This is a genomic window from Burkholderia sp. 9120 (assembly GCF_000745015.1).
Lineage (GTDB): Bacteria > Pseudomonadota > Gammaproteobacteria > Burkholderiales > Burkholderiaceae > Paraburkholderia.
In genome coordinates this window covers 5,934,145-5,948,532 of record NZ_JQNA01000002.1, presented here as the reverse complement: position 1 = coordinate 5,948,532, position 14,388 = coordinate 5,934,145, and the positions used below count along the sequence as shown (strand labels likewise).

The following is a 14,388-nucleotide window of genomic DNA, read 5'->3' as shown; positions in this document are numbered from 1 at the left end:
TGTGACGATACCGGCCACCCATCGTGCCATCGAGGCAGTCTGGCGGATCGAATCCGCCAAGGTCATCGCCCACGTCGCCCGGATCGTGCGTGACGTGGGGCTCGCCGAAGAGCTGGCGCAAGACGCGCTGGTGGCCGCGCTCGAGCATTGGCCCGAGGCGGGCGTCCCCGACAATCCGGGAGCGTGGCTAATGGCGACCGCGAAAAACCGTGCGCTCGACCGCTTGCGGCAGGAAACGCTGCATGCGCGCAAGCGTGAAGAACTGGGCCATGACCTCGACGCATTGGAGGCGCATCTCGTGCCGGATTTCGTCGATGCTCTCGATGCCGCCCGTGCCGACGATATCGGCGACGATCTGTTGCGGCTGGTGTTCACCGCGTGTCACCCGGTGCTGTCCACCGACGCCCGCGTCGCGCTCACGCTACGCCTGCTCGGCGGTCTCACCACGGACGAAATCGCGCGTGCGTTCCTGGTGCCCGAGCCGACCGTCGCGCAGCGCATTGTGCGAGCCAAACGCACGCTGACGGCGGCCAAGGTGCCGTTCGAAGTGCCGCAAGCGGACGCGCGCGCGTCGCGGCTCGCGTCGGTGCTGCAGGTGATCTATCTGATCTTCAACGAAGGCTATTCGGCCACGGCCGGCGACGACTGGATGCGTCCGGCGCTCTGCGAGGAAGCGCTGCGACTGGGCCGCGTGCTCAGCGGCCTCGTGCCGGACGAAAGCGAAGTGCATGGCCTGGTCGCGTTGATGGAGATTCAGGCGTCGCGTACCCATGCGCGTACCGACGCACAGGGCCGCCCGGTGTTGTTGCTCGATCAGGACCGTAGCCGCTGGGACCCGCTGCTGATTCGGCGCGGGCTGGCCGCGCTCGACGCCGCGCACGCGCTGGGCGGCGCGAGCGGCACCTACGCGCTGCAGGCCGCGCTGGCGGCGTGTCACGCTCGCGCCCGCCGCGCGGAAGACACGGACTGGGCGCAGATCGTCGCGTTATACGACGCGTTGGCGCAGGTCGCGCCTTCGCCGGTGGTCGAGTTGAATCGGGCGGTGGCCGTGGGCATGGCGTTCGGTCCGGCGGCGGGGCTGGAGATCGTCGACGCGCTCGCCGCCGATGCCTCGCTCGCGAACTATCAGTGGCTGCCGAGCGTGCGTGGCGATCTGCTGGCGAAACTCGGCCGCGTGAGTGAGGCGCGCGCGGAATTCGAGCGCGCGGCGGCGATGACGCGCAACGCGCGCGAACGGGAGTTGTTGCTCGAACGTGCTCGTGGCATGGCGTCTTGAGTGGAGCGCGATGCGCCGCGAGCATGTGCGTTGCGTGCCGCGATTTCACACAGCAACGGCCCGCAGCAGATAGAACTCACGCTGCCCGGTGTCCTGCGGCGGATCGGCTAACGGTTCGAGATAACGGGTGATGCCGATATCGTCGAAGTCCGCTTCCACGCACGCTGCTTCTAACGTTGCCGCATCATGCACGGCGAAGCCGTAATCCGCGAATGGCATTTCAACCGCGGCTTCCGGCGTGATGGCCGCGATCACCAGCGTGCCGTCCACGCGCAGCGCGCGGCGCATGCTCTTCAGACCGGCCGTGAGCTTGGGCCAGAAATACGTGCTGTTGATCGTGATCGCCTTGTCGAACGATGCGGTTGAAAAGGGCATGGCGATGACGTCGGCGGTTTCGAGCGTCACGATACCGTCGCGGACATAGGCCGCATTGCGGCAACGTGCCACGGCGATCATGGTGGGTGAGATATCGACGCCGGTGTAATGCACCCCGGCGGCTTGGTCCAGCACGAACGGAACATGTGCGCCGTTGCCGAGACCCACTTCGAGAATGCGTTCGTTGGCGTGCAGATCGAGCAGTTCGAACGACGCTTCGATGACGGCGCGATTCGAATGCTCCAGCATATCGCCGACCGCGATGCCGATGCTGCCCGCCGGACAGCCGAGTTGCGGCAGCAGAATGCTTTCGTCGAGATGGGCAACGCCCGCGCCGGTTAGCTCAGTGGTTTTGCTCACGGTGATTCCTCCATGACGGATTGCGCCGGACTTCACGATTGCATGGACATTCGCCTCCGCATTCGTGTGTGAATTAATCCGGCATCCTTAATTTATGTCATGAGGTGGGGTGAGCGGGTATCTCTTTAAAGGCCAACTGGTTCTGGAGCAGTAAGGACGTGCGACGCGACACGCTGTCATGCGCGTCGCGCGGCCTTGAAACCGGCCGCGCGACATTTGCGCACGTCAGGCCGATAGAAGCGCCATGGCGCCGGTGATCACGCCCGCCGCCGCAACCACGAACGACAGATTGCGCAGCCATTTCTTGCGGGTCAGCAACGTGATCGCGCACAGCGCGATAGCCACCTGAATCAGCGTGGTGGCTTGCGCCCAGCGATGATGTCCGTGCAACAGCGCTTCGCTTTTAGCGTCGTTATCCACGACGTCTTTTTCGATCGCTTCGGCCTTCGCGCGGATCGGTTCTTTCTGCGACTTGTATTTGTCGACGTCGGCGAGGAATTTCGTGTGAGCGTCGCTATTGCCGGTGGACAACGCCGCGCCGAGTTCAGCGAGATTCTGTTTCTCGCCCTTGGCCTGATAGTAGTTCCATTGGTTCGACGCTTCGGTCTTTTTAATCGCGGCTTCGTTCTTGTAGTACAGCGCGAGATTTTCGCTGTTGCCGCTTTGATAGGCGCACAGCGCGCCGATCGTCGCGAGGATCGCCGTCATCACGGCCATACGACTCGCGAACGGGTCTTCGTCGTGGTGACCGGCGTGTTCCACTGCATGATCGTGCGGACCATGCACTTCAAACTCTTCAGACATCTGATTCTCCGAGGCAATGCTTTCTTGTCGTCTTCGGGCGGCGCGCCGGATGGTAGCGCGCGCTGAGCGCGCGCCGCAAAGTGGCGCGTGAGCCCGGCGGGCTCAATCTTAGCGTGTGACGCCCGAGGATGGGAAAGGTGCCCAGCGCGATCAATGCAGACCTGCTGCCAGCCAGGTGCGCACGAGCGGAATCACGTGTTCGCCGCCCAGCATGCCGAGCAGTCCGACCAGTGCGATGGTCGGCGGCGCCGGCGACTTCACGTTCATCACGCTGTAGATCAATCCGACCACCACACCGGCGGCCAGCGAGACCAGATACGCTTTCATGTTGGTTGTTCCTGTTATGAGCGACGCGAGCCGGGCGGCTGTCACGCCGCCGCGCTCGCGGCAGCCGTTACATCGTGATGACGACCCGGCCGCGTGTGCCGCCGGCCACGGCGGCATAGGCTTCGCGCGCCTGGGCGAGCGGGAAGGTCTGCGCGATGGCCGGGCCGGTCAACTGGCCGCTTTCGAAGCCTTCGACCAAGGCCGTCATCAACGGCGCCGATTCCGCGACGCCGAGCTTGGCGCTATCCACGCCGAGCAGTTGTGTCTCGTTGTGATAGAAGTCGATCAGATCGAACTCGACCCGGCGCTTGCCCGTGCCGCTGATTTCAAGCACCCGGCCGCGACGTTTGACGAGGCTCAGCGCGGTCTCGAATGCCACGCCGCCCACGGTGTCGTACACCACGTCCGCGCCTGCGCCGCCGGTCAATGCGCGCACGCGTTCGGCGGCCTGGTCGTCGAACGGCACGTAGTCATCGATCAAACGGCCTGCGGGCGTTTCCGGATCCAGCGGATGACGATCCACCCCAATGACGCGCGCACCGCGCGCCTTCGCGATCTGCACCACCGCACCGCCTACGCCTCCGCCCGCGCCGATCACCGCTATGGTTTCGCCCGCCTGCAGATGCGCATATTCGACGGTGCCCAGCCACGCGACGACGAAGTTCACACCGATCGCGGAGGCTTCTGCGTGGCTCAGCGTTTTGGGTTTGCGCGACAACGCGGCGAGCGGAATCTTGATGAACTCGGCATGCGTGCCGTCGCGGGTGAAGCCGATATCGCCGCCGGTGCCCCAGACCTCGGCGCCGATCCAGGCCTCTGGGCCGTCCACCACCACGCCGCTGAAGTCGCGCCCCGGCGTGCGCGGCAACACCGTGTGTTCGAAATGGCCGGAGACGTTCTTGACGTCGCTCGGGTTCACCGAGGCGGCCTTGACCTGCACGACCACGTTGTCCGCATCGGCTTGCAAGGCGGGCAGATCGGTGTGTTCGAGTACTTCCGGGTTGCCGAAGGACTTGAATTGAATGGCTTTCATCGCGTGTCGCTCCTGTTGGGTCTCGGGCTGCATGAGCAGCGGATTGAGGCTAGTGTAGATGGCCGGAAGAGCGGCATCATGACAAACACTTTCGAATTTCGGACAAGACGCGGAGCGAGGGATGCGGCATCAGAGGCCGCACGCGGAGTCTTCAATACGCGCGTTGCGCTACGCATTGCGGGCTAGCTTTCAGCGCCGCTCGGATTTCACCTGCTCGGGCTCCGCCGCCGCTACCGAAGCCGCCGTCGCTTCTCCCAGCGTGCCGCCCGGATCGAAGCCGGTAGGCGGCGCGCCCAACTCGCGCCGGAACATGTCGCTGAAGCTGCTCGGCTGGAAACCGAGTTCACGCGCGATGCTGCTCACCGGGCGTCCTTCGGCGAGCCCGGAAACGGCGACCGCCAGTTGCACCTGCCGTCGCCATTCGGCGAAGCCCACACCCAGTTCGCGCGTGAAGAGCCGCGCCAGGGTCCGCACGCTCGCGCCGACCGACGCCGCATGCTGCTCGAAGCTGATCGAGATCGACGGGTTCCCGATCACTGCGCGGCAGAGCGCTTCGAGACGCCGGTCCGACGCGTCGGGCAGCGCGATGCGCAGCGACGAACGCGGCGCGCGTCCCAACTCCAGCACGGCGAGACGATAGGCGGCTTCGAGATAGGCCTCATCGCCTGTTTGCGTGCGCTCGTGTTCCGCGATCGACGTGATCAGCTCGCGCAGCAGACCGTTCACTTCGAACACGTCGCTGCGGCGGCTCAAATGGCCGACATTGCGCTCGTGGAAGTAGAGGTTGCGCATCTCCACGTCGCTCATCATGTGAATGGAATGCGGCGTGCCGCCCGGCAGCCAGACCGCGCGTTGCGGCGGCACGACCAGCGCTTCCCGGCCGACTTCGACCCACATCACGCCCGACATCGCATACAGCACTTGCGCCCACGAGTGCGAGTGCGGCTCGATGCGCAGCCCGCGCGGATAGTGGCGCGCGAGCGCGCCGGCGCCGGCGGCATCGCGGAGTTCAGGAGGGCGGGCTTTGGGCACGGTGGTGGCAGGCGGCTCGGGTCGCGCTTCGCGAATGAGGATCGCGGACCGTGGCGGTCCGTGGCCGAAGCATAGCGCGCGGCGCGGCTTGCGTCAGGTGCGGTGCCCCATCAACAGCAGCAGCGCCGACAGCGTGATCACGGAGCCGGCCGTGGACATCAAAATGGTCCGCGACGTGATGTGCGCCTCGCGCTCGTAGAACTCGGCGAGCATGAACGGGCCGGTGCCGGTGGGCAGCGCGGCCAGCACCACGGCCATTTCGACCAGCGTGGGCGACAGCCCGAAGACCCGCGCCGCCAGCCACCAGGTCAGCGCCGGTTGCGCCACCAGCTTGACGCCGGTCAGCAGCAGCGCAACGCCGCGTGCGCCGGTCTCCGACGGCCGCTTTTCGGCGAGGAACAAGCCGAGGCTCACCAGCGCGCACGGACTCGCCGCGCCGCTCAGCAACTTCAGAAACGTCTCCGCGCTGGCCGGCATGGCGACGTGAAAGCTCGCCAGCAGCATGCCCGCAATCGGCGACACGATCAGCGGATTGCGCGCCAGCGCGCGCAGTACTTTTAGACCCAGCTTGTGCGGCGCACGCTCGGTCTGCAGGCCAATTTCGATTAGCACGATCGCGAACGCGAACAGCACGCAGGCGACGAGGATCGTCGCGATCGTGGTCGGCGTCAGGCTGGCGGGACCAAACGCGATCAGCGCCAGAGGAAAGCCGATATAGCCCGTGTTCGGATACGACGCCGCGATCGCGTCGACGCTGGCATCGGCGAGATGCCTGCCGTTCATCAGACGCAGTGCGAGGATCAGCAGGAACACGGCGACGCACGCAATCGAGAAGGTCGCGACGAAGGCCGGCTGATACAACTGCTGCCAGGTGGCGCGAGCCATCGTATCGAACAGCAGCGCCGGCAGCGCGAGCCAGACCACGAATCGATTCAGCTCCGACGCGGAGTTCGGTCCGAGCACGCCGCGCCGGCGACATGCGAAGCCCGCGAAAATCAAACCGAAAACGGGAAGCAGAATTTCGAGGGTGGCTAACATCGGGGCGAACGGCTTTGAAAAAAGGACGATCCGCCAGCGTAGTGGCTTGCGTTGATACAATCCAATACTGTTTTTCAAGTCCGACGATACCTTTTTAGCATCGTCATTCTGGGTAGATGCATCGTGATTGATTTCAAGCCGCTACGCTACTTCGTGACGCTGGCCGAGACGCGCCATTTTGGCCGCGCCGCGGCGCGTCTGAATCTGTCGCAGCCGCCATTGAGCCGGCAACTGGCGGCGCTGGAGGCGAACCTCGGCGTTGTGCTGATCGAGCGCAGTCCGCGCAGCGTGACGTTGACTGCGGCGGGTGAGCGGTTTTACGCCGACGCGAAGGCGATTCTGGCCTCGCTCGATCAGGCGGTGAACAACGCGCAAGCGGCGGCGCATGGCGACGCCGGCAAGCTCGCGATCGGCTTCACGATGTGCGCGGCGTACAGCGTTGTGCCGGGTTATGCACGCGTGTTCGGCGCGGCGTTTCCCGACGTGGCGTTGAATCTGCGTGAAGTCGTATCGAACGATCTGGCCGCGCAGGTGCTGGCGGGACAGATCGACGCGGCCATCATGTTTCCGAACCTGCCGGACAAAGGGTTGGCCACGCGCACGATCCTGAGCGAACCGTTGTGCGTTGCGCTGTCGCGCGGGCATCCACGGGCGCGTGCCCGGCGGCTGAAGATTGCGCAACTGGCGGGGGAACCGTTCGTGCTCGCTTCGTCGGAAGTCGCGCCGGGTTTGCGTGCCGCGATTCTCGATCATTGCCGGTCGGGCGGTTTCGAACCGGATATTCGTTTTGAGGTGCAGTTGCAGCAGACCGTGTTGAGTCTCGTCGATGAAGGCGTGGGCGTGGCCCTGGTGCCGGCTTCGATGCGCAAGGCGCAACTCGCGGGCGTGGTGTTCCGGCCGTTGGTCGACGCGCCTTTGATCGAGCAGGTGCTGGCGTGGTCGCCGGCGAATCGCAATCCGTGTCTGGCGCGTTTTCTCGAGTTGGCGTGAGCGCGTGATTTATGAATTGGCGAGCGGCGGCGTGGCTGGGGTGACGGCGTTGTCCGCGTAGCGCAGCGCATCCTGCCTGATGCGCCGGCGGCACCAGAACGTCCACACCGTTAGCGCGGCATAGACGCCGTAGCGCACGGCTTCCGAAGCCATCGCCGAGCGCGGGTCGTTCGGCCATTGCCAGACGATCAGCGTGCGCACCATGTTCTCGCCGATCATGCCGAGGCCCCAGACGAGCGTCATCAGGCGGATATACGCGGCGAGCGTGGGGCGCTCGCGCCAGTGCTTTTCAAAGTTCTCGGCGTCGCGGTGACCTTCGCGCATCATCGTCGAACGGGCGAGATAGAACACCAGCGGCCGCCGCAGCGCGAGCGATACGAGAAACAGCGCGCCGATCATGGCTAGCACCATGGGGTCTTCGAGCGCGCGTATTTTTGGGCTGCTGCCGAAAGCGGCAGCGAGACTCGACAGTGCAATGCCCACTAGCACGAGCGCGCTGAGCGCGTCGAAATGACGACGGTGCAGCAGGTCCCAACTCATCCACGCGATCAACGGCAGCGCCGACGCGGCCAGCGCGCCGAGTTGGCCCCAGTGCGGGAACGCGAGCCGGTAGGCGAGCCAAGGTAAGGCGACGTTGATGACGAGGGCGCTGAGGTAGCGCAGGCGGGGGTTCATGATGCGCGGTTGTTTCCGACGGATCGCCTATGAACGTTTGCCTTCGAATGCTCTGAGTAGCGGGCTGTCGGGCGCAATACGAATAAAGAACTGCGGAGGCTGGAATCCCTCCGACGCTTCTCTCAACTCGGTCAGCGAAACGGTGCCGGGAAGGCGCTGCGCATCATGCAATCCCAAGGCGAAGCCCTTGGCAATTCCGTCGAAGTAGTCGAAGAATTCTCGACGCGTGATACCGCACACATCGGCAAACTGCCGCCATAACGCAGCGGGTGCAAGCGAATGTGCACCGCTCACTCTTGCGCAACCGATCACGCGGCCAACGGGCAGCTTGACGTAAATCCAGACGACGGTGCCTGCCTTGACGTTCATCGTGCGGCGCCGCAGTTCGACATGCTTGGTGCCCGCAAATATGTTTTCGGCGTGCCGCTCTTCAAGCGAAATGAGTACGTGTTCGGGATGTTCCATGGGCAAACCCTTCCTCGAGGATTCCTTGAAGCTGTGTGTTATTGATTGCGCGAGTGGTCAGCAGGTTGGTCGGACTGCCGCAGCCGAGGCGCTGCAGTGTCGAAAGTGGTACTGGACGTTCGAGGCGAATGATGTTGTCGAACACGGTCACCGTTTTCGTTTTGGACCGACCGATCGCTTCGAGCCCCGCGGAGTCGAGCACCGACGGATCGAGGTCCGCATTGTCCAACGCCTGCTGGGATTTCAGGTAGGCATGTTGTACGCGCGCGATCGCGACAATGGCGCCAAGCCCCCGGTTCTTCGCTGACTCGTAGAAGAGAATGAGGTTACCACGCTTGAATTGCTTCAGCGTGGCGACGCCGCTGAAATAGTGCCGCTCTTTGTAGAGCTTGGCGCGAGCATGAGGGAGCAGACTCTTCTGAGGAGAATGCGCTAACAGATGATCGGCAAACGCTCGCCGGAGCGGCGTAATGACCGCCGGTCGTCCGGGCAGACAGAAGAGCGCGGGAGAAAGCAAGGTTTCCAATGCCATCAAGGAGATATGTCCGACATTGCCGTCAGGTCTGCCAAGGCGAATCTGTTGATCGATTTCCCAATGCGGCGGTGGCAAAACAGGCAGGCGCACCCGGCTAGCCAGATAAATATCGTCTGCGCGATCGGCCCAATTCGACATCGTAACGATGCCTCCCAATGCAAGCTTGGTCAGCGATGTTTGTCCCGCCAATCCGCCAAAGCCGAGCGTCGAAGCAATTTCACGTAGTTGCGCCTGTTGCGGGGGAAACGCAAGCCTGATTTGCGACGTACTCGCCACGGTGGCTTGCTCGATCAGATGGTTAAGGAGAATGCCGGCGGCGTGCAACGCTCCCGGTTGCGTTTCGTCTACGGCCACGTGCGCGCTGATATCGTTGGGTGTCATGGTCTTGGGCCACGTCAGGTATCCCGCTAGACGGTCGTTTGACCAGACGCCGTACCGATTGCAAATCCGCTCATTCGAATCGACCGCGGCCCACTCCGTGACCACCGCCGATTTGCGCACGCCGAGTCGGGATAAAAGCTGAAGCACTTCCGCTTCATCGGACCGATCGAGGCGGGCGATCGAAAGGGAATCGTTCGCCCCCGTTTCGAATCTCTCCTCTCTGGCGGTTCCCGTGTTCAGATCCTTGAAAGCACCGGGCGAAATAACGTGAATACCGTATTTTTCATTGAGCCTTGCTGCGGCGTTGAGGATGGATCCGTCGTTGGTGACCAGTCCGGCGAGCCTGTGCTGAATGGCCGTGGCTAAATGCCGTAGGTCGGAGATATCGTTCCTGCTGAGCGCGTTGGCGCGATGCCGCTCCGGAAAGACGATGGAGGCGAGCTCTGGCGCCAGCGCGTCCCACTCGTGTGCCAACGGGGTAGGGAATGACGGGAAGATGCGGGCATAGGCCAGCATGGGATCCGTGATGCCGACGCTCGCCGTGCGCGTAAGCTCGGCGGTGATCTCCGTGCTGAGTGCGAATTGACAGGAGCCGGCGCGCTCAAGCCTGAACAGATCCAGGATTTCCTCGTTTCTGCTTCTGCGCGGCCCCAGGTCGAAGAGCACATTGAGGTCCAGAAGGAAAAGCGGAATCTCCGCCATTTGGGTCGAATTGAGCCCGAGCGGATCGGCAGCGCTGACGCCACTAGGGGCAAACAATTGCGGCGTGTCCAGTTCGTGACTGCGGACGAGGATTGTTCGATTTCTTGTCTCGCCACCTTTGACGACGCGCTGAACGTAGAAGCCCTGGTTTTCCCAGAAGCGGTTGGCCTCACTCATATCCTGTCCGACTCGCGCGTACATGGAGATGAAAGCGTGATCTGTCAGGTGTTGCTTGAGGTGACTCAACAGGCGAGCTGCAACGCCACGTTTTCTGAAGGCAGGGACGACGAACATTTGCAGCACGCGCCCTTTTGGATGCCTCGCTTCAAATAGCAGGTGACCCGCATAAAACAAGCCGTCCGCACGCCGCTCGACCGCCACCAGGAGTTGCTCTTTTCGCGCAAAGTCCGCAAAGACACGGGCGGGGAAAAATCCAAGGGCATTTTTATCGCTGTCCGCTGCCTCGATAACGGATGAAACGAATGGCGCAATGTCGCCATGATTATCCAGAATGGATATAAAGGGGTTCTCGACGATCATCGCGATGCCTGGCCTCTCAGCATGTCGCCGCAGGCGTGCCTTTCCCCACGAAGCGGTTTCGCATGGACGGCCGTTGCGGGCTGGTTAGATTGGACGGCCCCTGGAAGACGTGCATGAAGCACGGCAAGGGCAGACGCGCAAATTTACCATCGTTTAGGTAAACGTAATAACGGGACGGGCAGAGAAATATTCGATGCTTGCAAGAGCGCTTGCAAACTATCCGCTTTCCGGTTTTCCGCAGTCCCCGCTAACCCATCGAGCGCCAAATCTGAGAAGATCGAACGTCCGACTTCTGAACTCATCAAGCCGATTCCCATGCCCACCCAACCCACCCTCACCACCGACCGCCTGACCCTGAGCCCGCACACCACCAACGACTTCCTCGACAGCCACGCGATGTGGTCCGATTCCGAGGTGATCCGCTACATCGGCGGCAAGCCGTTCACGCGCGAAGAAGTCTGGGCGCGTCTGCTGCGTTACGCCGGGCATTGGGCGATGCTGGGCTATGGCTACTGGGTGGTGCGGGAAAAGCAGAGCGGCCGGTTTGTCGGCGAAGTCGGGCTGGCCGACTATCACCGTGAGATCGAGCCGTCGTTGCTGGGCACGCCTGAAATTGGCTGGGCGTTGAACCCGGCGCTGCATGGCCGCGGTTATGCGACCGAAGCCGTGCGCGCCGCGCTCGATTGGGCCGATGCGCAATGGCCGGACAAGGACACCGTGTGCCTGATTTCGCCGGAAAACACGGCGTCGTTGAGTGTCGCGCGTAAGTGCGGCTACCGCGAACGGTTGCGCACGCCCTACAAAGGCAGTCCGACCATCATCCTGCGCCGCGCACCGAAGGCGGGTTAAGCCGTCCGCTGCTGCGCGATCAGATGCGCTAGCCGTTCGATCTGCTTGCCCTGTGCATCGAAATTGCCGGCGTCGAGCCAGCGTGCATAGCTCGCACGCAGCGCGGGCCATTCACCGTCGAGCACTGAAAACCACGCGGTATCGCGATTGCGCTGGTGATACACGATCGCCTGCCGGAAGATCCCTTCGAACGTGAAGCCGTAACGCAACGCGGCGGCGCGCGACGGCGCGTTCAGCGAGTCGCACTTCCATTCGAAGCGGCGATAACCCAGCCCGTCGAAAACCTGCGTCATTACCAGGAACATGGCGTCGGTGGCAATGCGCGTCTGCTTCAGGCGCGGCGAATACGTGACATGGCCTACTTCGATCACGCCGTTCACCCGGTCGATCCGCATGAGCGCCAGCGTGCCGACCGCCTTGCCGGTCGCGAGATCGATCACCGTGTGGTGCAGCGGATCCGGCGACGCGGCCATGCGCGTCAAATGCTCGCGATAAGCGGCGAGACTCTCGAACGGACCGACGTTCAGATAGGTCCAGTCGCGCGCATCGGCGGCCGAACTGTACGCGTCGTACAGGTCCGCGGCGTGACGTTCCACATCAACCGGTTCGATCCGGCAATAGCGGCCCGTCAGCGGCGCGCGGCCGGGCGCCTCGGCGCCTTTCCAGTCCGGCACGGGCACGCCGATCGGCTGCTCGAACTCGTTGTGTCTGGGTTCCATCGCTGTTCTCCTGTTGTTGCGGCGTCAATGATCGTCGGCGGCTGCCGTTCATCAGGAACGATACGGCAAACGTGGTATGTTCAAAAGATCCACGTGAAACCCATTTCATAGGTCCAGCCGCAATGATGGAAATCATTGGTCCGCTCGCCAATCCGGCTGCGGCGCGTGCCGCGAGTGCCGCCGACAAACCCCCGTCGCTGCAAAGACAGCTGATCGAGCGTTTGCAGCAGGCGATTCTCGCCGGACGGCTGCCGGCGGGCTCGCTGCTGCCTTCGTCGCGTCTGCTGGCGGCGGAAATGGGCGTGTCGCGCAACACGGTGGTGATCGCCTATGAACATCTGGTCGCGACCGGTTACGTGGTGGCCGACAAGAAGGGCACCCGCGTAAGCCCGCTGTCCAGCCCGGCCGCACGCGGCGAGCCGGCGGCGCCGTCCGCTGCGCCCGAGGTGGCTTACGCGGCGCGCGTCGGCCAGTTCGCGGCCACCCGCACGCACGCCGACAACACTTTTCCGATGACGCCCGGCACGCCCGCGCTGGACCGTTTTCCGCTGAGCGCCTGGCGGCGCGCGCTCGAACGGTCGATCGAGCGCGCGTTGCCCTTCACGCTCGGCTACGGCACGCCGGCCGGCGAACCGGGGCTGCGCGACGCGATCGCCGCCCATTTGAGGATTGCGCGCGGTGTGCGCTGCGATGGTTCGCAGGTGGTCATCACCGAGGGCGCGCAGGAGGCGCTGAACCTGTGCGTGCGGCTGCTGACCAATCCCGGCGACGTCGCGTGGGTCGAGGATCCCGGTTATCGCGGCGCGAAGGCCGCCTTCAACGTCGGCGATCTGACCACGTTGCCCATGCCGGTCGACGCCGAAGGCATCGCCGTGCCCGCCGACGCGTGGCGCACGCATCCACCGAAGCTGATCTATACGTCGCCCGCGCATCAGTATCCGACCGGGGCGGTGTTGTCGGTGGCGCGCCGTCTGGAGTTGATCGCGCAGGCGCGCCGCTGCGGCGCGTGGCTGATCGAGGACGACTACGACGGCGAGTTTCGCCACACCGGCGAGCCGATTGCCAGCATGCAGGGGCTCGTCGCCGACGCACCGGTGCTGTACGTCGGCTCATTCAGCAAGACCATGTTCCCGGCGCTGCGCATCGGTTTCGTGGTGCTGCCGCGCGCGATCGTCGAGGAATCGGCGGTGGCGTTGCAGGAGATGCTGCGCGGCGGGCATCGGCTGGAGCAGATGGCGCTGGCGCATTTCATCGAAAGTGGCGAGTTCGGGCGGCATCTGGGGCGGATGCGGCGGGTGTACCGCGAGCGCCAGCAGGCGTTGCGCGACGCGCTCACGGTCCATTTCGCGCCGGCGCAGATTCTGGGCGGCAACTGCGGCATGCATTTGACGCTGCGCTTGCCGCCGACCATCGACGACCGCGCCTTAGCCGCGCGGGCCGTCGCCAGGGGGCTCAATCCGCGCGCGCTGTCCGGGTTCGCGCTGCAGCCGGATGGGCAGACGAATGGGCTCGTGATCGGCTACGGCAGTACGCCGGCGGAGCAACTGGCGGCCGCCGCCCATGTGCTGGCCATGCTAGCGCGCGAGCTGGAGGGTAACCCAACAAGCGGGGCAACAAGTAGGCCGAGAAGTGGGCCAACAAGCAGCCCAACAAGCAGCCCAACAAGCAAGCCAACCAGCAAAGCAAAAAAAGCAATCGCCTCCCAGTCTGACGTGTAAGTTTTTGCGTTTGTCCGCGCGGCCCATGTCGCGCTATCGTGTCGCTTATGCGCGGCGAAATCGACAGACGCAACGTCGACGGATCGCCCCGCAGCTCATGCCCAGCGCGCCGCACTGCAACATCGCGCACCAGGCGGAGCGCGCCCGCCGGGCCGCTGTCGAGCCCGGGCATGAAGAATGCCTTTGTTGTGGTTATCTATGACGATCTATCCGACCGGAGACGACATGAAGGAAATCGAACCGACCCCGTGGTTTGAGCTGGCCGCCCACACACCCGCACGCGAAGGCTGGTATGAGGTGCAATTGACGAGCGGGGACACGGCTTTCGCCAAATTCGGCGAAGGCATCTGGACTGAAAAACCGTTGCTGGTATTTACGCACTGGCGCGGGCTCTCCGCCGATCCATCGAAGGCCGGTGAAGGCGAAACCGAATCGATCGCCGCCGAAGCCACCGCCGCCGAAGGGGTGCGCGCCGCATGGAACGCGTTCTTCCCCGGACTCGGCGAAGAACAGCACAAGCCGCTGGACGCGGTGCCCAACGGTAAAGCGCCTCACTGATACGCAGCGTT

Annotated in this window: 15 protein-coding genes; 5 read left to right on the top strand and 10 right to left on the bottom strand. The window is 63.9% G+C overall.

Features of this window, described 5'->3' with window-relative positions; translation table 11 throughout:
- Position 1: 1 nt before the first annotated feature.
- Complete coding sequence (locus FA94_RS34450) at positions 2 to 1,276, top strand: RNA polymerase sigma factor (RefSeq protein WP_035560283.1); 1,275 nt, start codon at positions 2 to 4, stop codon at positions 1,274 to 1,276.
- 45 nt (positions 1,277 to 1,321) lie between these two features.
- Here FA94_RS34450 and FA94_RS34445 read toward each other — a convergent pair whose 3' ends face one another.
- The 6 genes from FA94_RS34445 to FA94_RS34420 all read right to left on the bottom strand — a co-directional run bounded on the left by FA94_RS34445 (position 1,322) and on the right by FA94_RS34420 (position 6,245).
- Positions 1,322 to 2,011: a class I SAM-dependent methyltransferase gene (locus tag FA94_RS34445; protein WP_035560280.1), complete on the bottom strand. Its 690-nt coding sequence runs from the start codon at positions 2,009 to 2,011 to the stop codon at positions 1,322 to 1,324.
- Between the two features lie 225 nt (positions 2,012 to 2,236).
- Complete coding sequence (locus FA94_RS34440; protein ID WP_035560277.1) at positions 2,237 to 2,815, bottom strand: DUF4337 domain-containing protein; 579 nt, start codon at positions 2,813 to 2,815, stop codon at positions 2,237 to 2,239.
- Between the two features lie 150 nt (positions 2,816 to 2,965).
- On the bottom strand, positions 2,966 to 3,142 hold the full coding sequence (locus FA94_RS34435) for a DUF1427 family protein (protein WP_035560274.1): 177 nt from the start codon (positions 3,140 to 3,142) through the stop codon (positions 2,966 to 2,968).
- Between the two features lie 67 nt (positions 3,143 to 3,209).
- Positions 3,210 to 4,175 carry a quinone oxidoreductase family protein gene (locus FA94_RS34430; RefSeq protein ID WP_035560270.1) on the bottom strand — a complete coding sequence of 322 codons (966 nt, stop codon included), beginning with the start codon at positions 4,173 to 4,175 and terminating at the stop codon, positions 3,210 to 3,212.
- Positions 4,176 to 4,364: 189 nt separating this feature from the next.
- Entirely contained in the window at positions 4,365 to 5,207 is an 843-nt protein-coding gene (locus FA94_RS34425; protein ID WP_051981082.1) for an AraC family transcriptional regulator, read from the bottom strand.
- A gap of 93 nt (positions 5,208 to 5,300) precedes the next feature.
- Positions 5,301 to 6,245 carry an AEC family transporter gene (locus FA94_RS34420; RefSeq protein ID WP_035560267.1) on the bottom strand — a complete coding sequence of 315 codons (945 nt, stop codon included), beginning with the start codon at positions 6,243 to 6,245 and terminating at the stop codon, positions 5,301 to 5,303.
- A gap of 123 nt (positions 6,246 to 6,368) precedes the next feature.
- Here FA94_RS34420 and FA94_RS34415 point away from each other — a divergent pair, with 123 nt between their 5' ends.
- Positions 6,369 to 7,235, top strand: a complete 867-nt coding sequence (locus FA94_RS34415; protein WP_035560264.1) for a LysR family transcriptional regulator — start codon at positions 6,369 to 6,371, stop codon at positions 7,233 to 7,235.
- A 9-nt stretch (positions 7,236 to 7,244) separates the two neighbouring features.
- Here the strand turns inward: FA94_RS34415 and FA94_RS34410 are convergent, their stop codons facing one another.
- The 3 genes from FA94_RS34410 to FA94_RS34400 are packed head-to-tail and all read right to left on the bottom strand — an operon-like array spanning position 7,245 to position 10,533.
- Positions 7,245 to 7,910 (bottom strand): VC0807 family protein, encoded by a 666-nt coding sequence (locus FA94_RS34410; protein ID WP_035560261.1) that lies wholly within the window; start codon positions 7,908 to 7,910, stop codon positions 7,245 to 7,247.
- A 27-nt stretch (positions 7,911 to 7,937) separates the two neighbouring features.
- Positions 7,938 to 8,375: an ASCH domain-containing protein gene (locus tag FA94_RS34405; protein ID WP_035560258.1), complete on the bottom strand. Its 438-nt coding sequence runs from the start codon at positions 8,373 to 8,375 to the stop codon at positions 7,938 to 7,940.
- Positions 8,341 to 10,533, bottom strand: coding sequence for a GNAT family N-acetyltransferase (locus tag FA94_RS34400; protein ID WP_035560255.1), 2,193 nt, complete (start codon positions 10,531 to 10,533; stop codon positions 8,341 to 8,343). The genes FA94_RS34405 and FA94_RS34400 overlap by 35 nt, the downstream gene beginning before the upstream one ends.
- Before the next feature lie 315 nt (positions 10,534 to 10,848).
- Here FA94_RS34400 and FA94_RS34395 point away from each other — a divergent pair, with 315 nt between their 5' ends.
- On the top strand, positions 10,849 to 11,382 hold the full coding sequence (locus tag FA94_RS34395; protein WP_035560253.1) for a GNAT family N-acetyltransferase: 534 nt from the start codon (positions 10,849 to 10,851) through the stop codon (positions 11,380 to 11,382).
- Here FA94_RS34395 and FA94_RS34390 read toward each other — a convergent pair.
- Positions 11,379 to 12,101: a GNAT family N-acetyltransferase gene (locus FA94_RS34390; RefSeq protein ID WP_035560250.1), complete on the bottom strand. Its 723-nt coding sequence runs from the start codon at positions 12,099 to 12,101 to the stop codon at positions 11,379 to 11,381. The two genes, FA94_RS34395 and FA94_RS34390, sit on opposite strands and share 4 nt — an antisense overlap.
- A gap of 122 nt (positions 12,102 to 12,223) precedes the next feature.
- Here FA94_RS34390 and pdxR point away from each other — a divergent pair, with 122 nt between their 5' ends.
- Together pdxR and FA94_RS34380 are read left to right on the top strand one after the other, a co-directional pair.
- Positions 12,224 to 13,819 (top strand): MocR-like pyridoxine biosynthesis transcription factor PdxR, encoded by a 1,596-nt coding sequence (gene pdxR / locus FA94_RS34385; RefSeq protein WP_081936297.1) that lies wholly within the window; start codon positions 12,224 to 12,226, stop codon positions 13,817 to 13,819.
- 225 nt (positions 13,820 to 14,044) lie between these two features.
- Entirely contained in the window at positions 14,045 to 14,377 is a 333-nt protein-coding gene (locus FA94_RS34380) for a hypothetical protein (RefSeq protein ID WP_035563965.1), read from the top strand.
- Positions 14,378 to 14,388: the final 11 nt, after the last annotated feature.

Bases quoted from the DNA above. Each gene is read 5' to 3' on its own strand.
- FA94_RS34380 (WP_035563965.1), top strand. From the start codon at position 14,045: ATGAAGGAAATCGAACCGACCCCGTGGTTTGAGCTGGCCGCCCACACA.
- pdxR (WP_081936297.1), top strand. From the start codon at position 12,224: ATGATGGAAATCATTGGTCCGCTCGCCAATCCGGCTGCGGCGCGTGCC.
- FA94_RS34410 (WP_035560261.1), bottom strand. From the start codon at position 7,910: ATGAACCCCCGCCTGCGCTACCTCAGCGCCCTCGTCATCAACGTCGCC.
- FA94_RS34390 (WP_035560250.1), bottom strand. From the start codon at position 12,101: ATGGAACCCAGACACAACGAGTTCGAGCAGCCGATCGGCGTGCCCGTG.
- FA94_RS34440 (WP_035560277.1), bottom strand. From the start codon at position 2,815: ATGTCTGAAGAGTTTGAAGTGCATGGTCCGCACGATCATGCAGTGGAA.
- FA94_RS34395 (WP_035560253.1), top strand. From the start codon at position 10,849: ATGCCCACCCAACCCACCCTCACCACCGACCGCCTGACCCTGAGCCCG.
- FA94_RS34400 (WP_035560255.1), bottom strand. From the start codon at position 10,533: ATGATCGTCGAGAACCCCTTTATATCCATTCTGGATAATCATGGCGAC.
- FA94_RS34435 (WP_035560274.1), bottom strand. From the start codon at position 3,142: ATGAAAGCGTATCTGGTCTCGCTGGCCGCCGGTGTGGTGGTCGGATTG.
- FA94_RS34405 (WP_035560258.1), bottom strand. From the start codon at position 8,375: ATGGAACATCCCGAACACGTACTCATTTCGCTTGAAGAGCGGCACGCC.
- FA94_RS34430 (WP_035560270.1), bottom strand. From the start codon at position 4,175: ATGAAAGCCATTCAATTCAAGTCCTTCGGCAACCCGGAAGTACTCGAA.
- FA94_RS34420 (WP_035560267.1), bottom strand. From the start codon at position 6,245: ATGTTAGCCACCCTCGAAATTCTGCTTCCCGTTTTCGGTTTGATTTTC.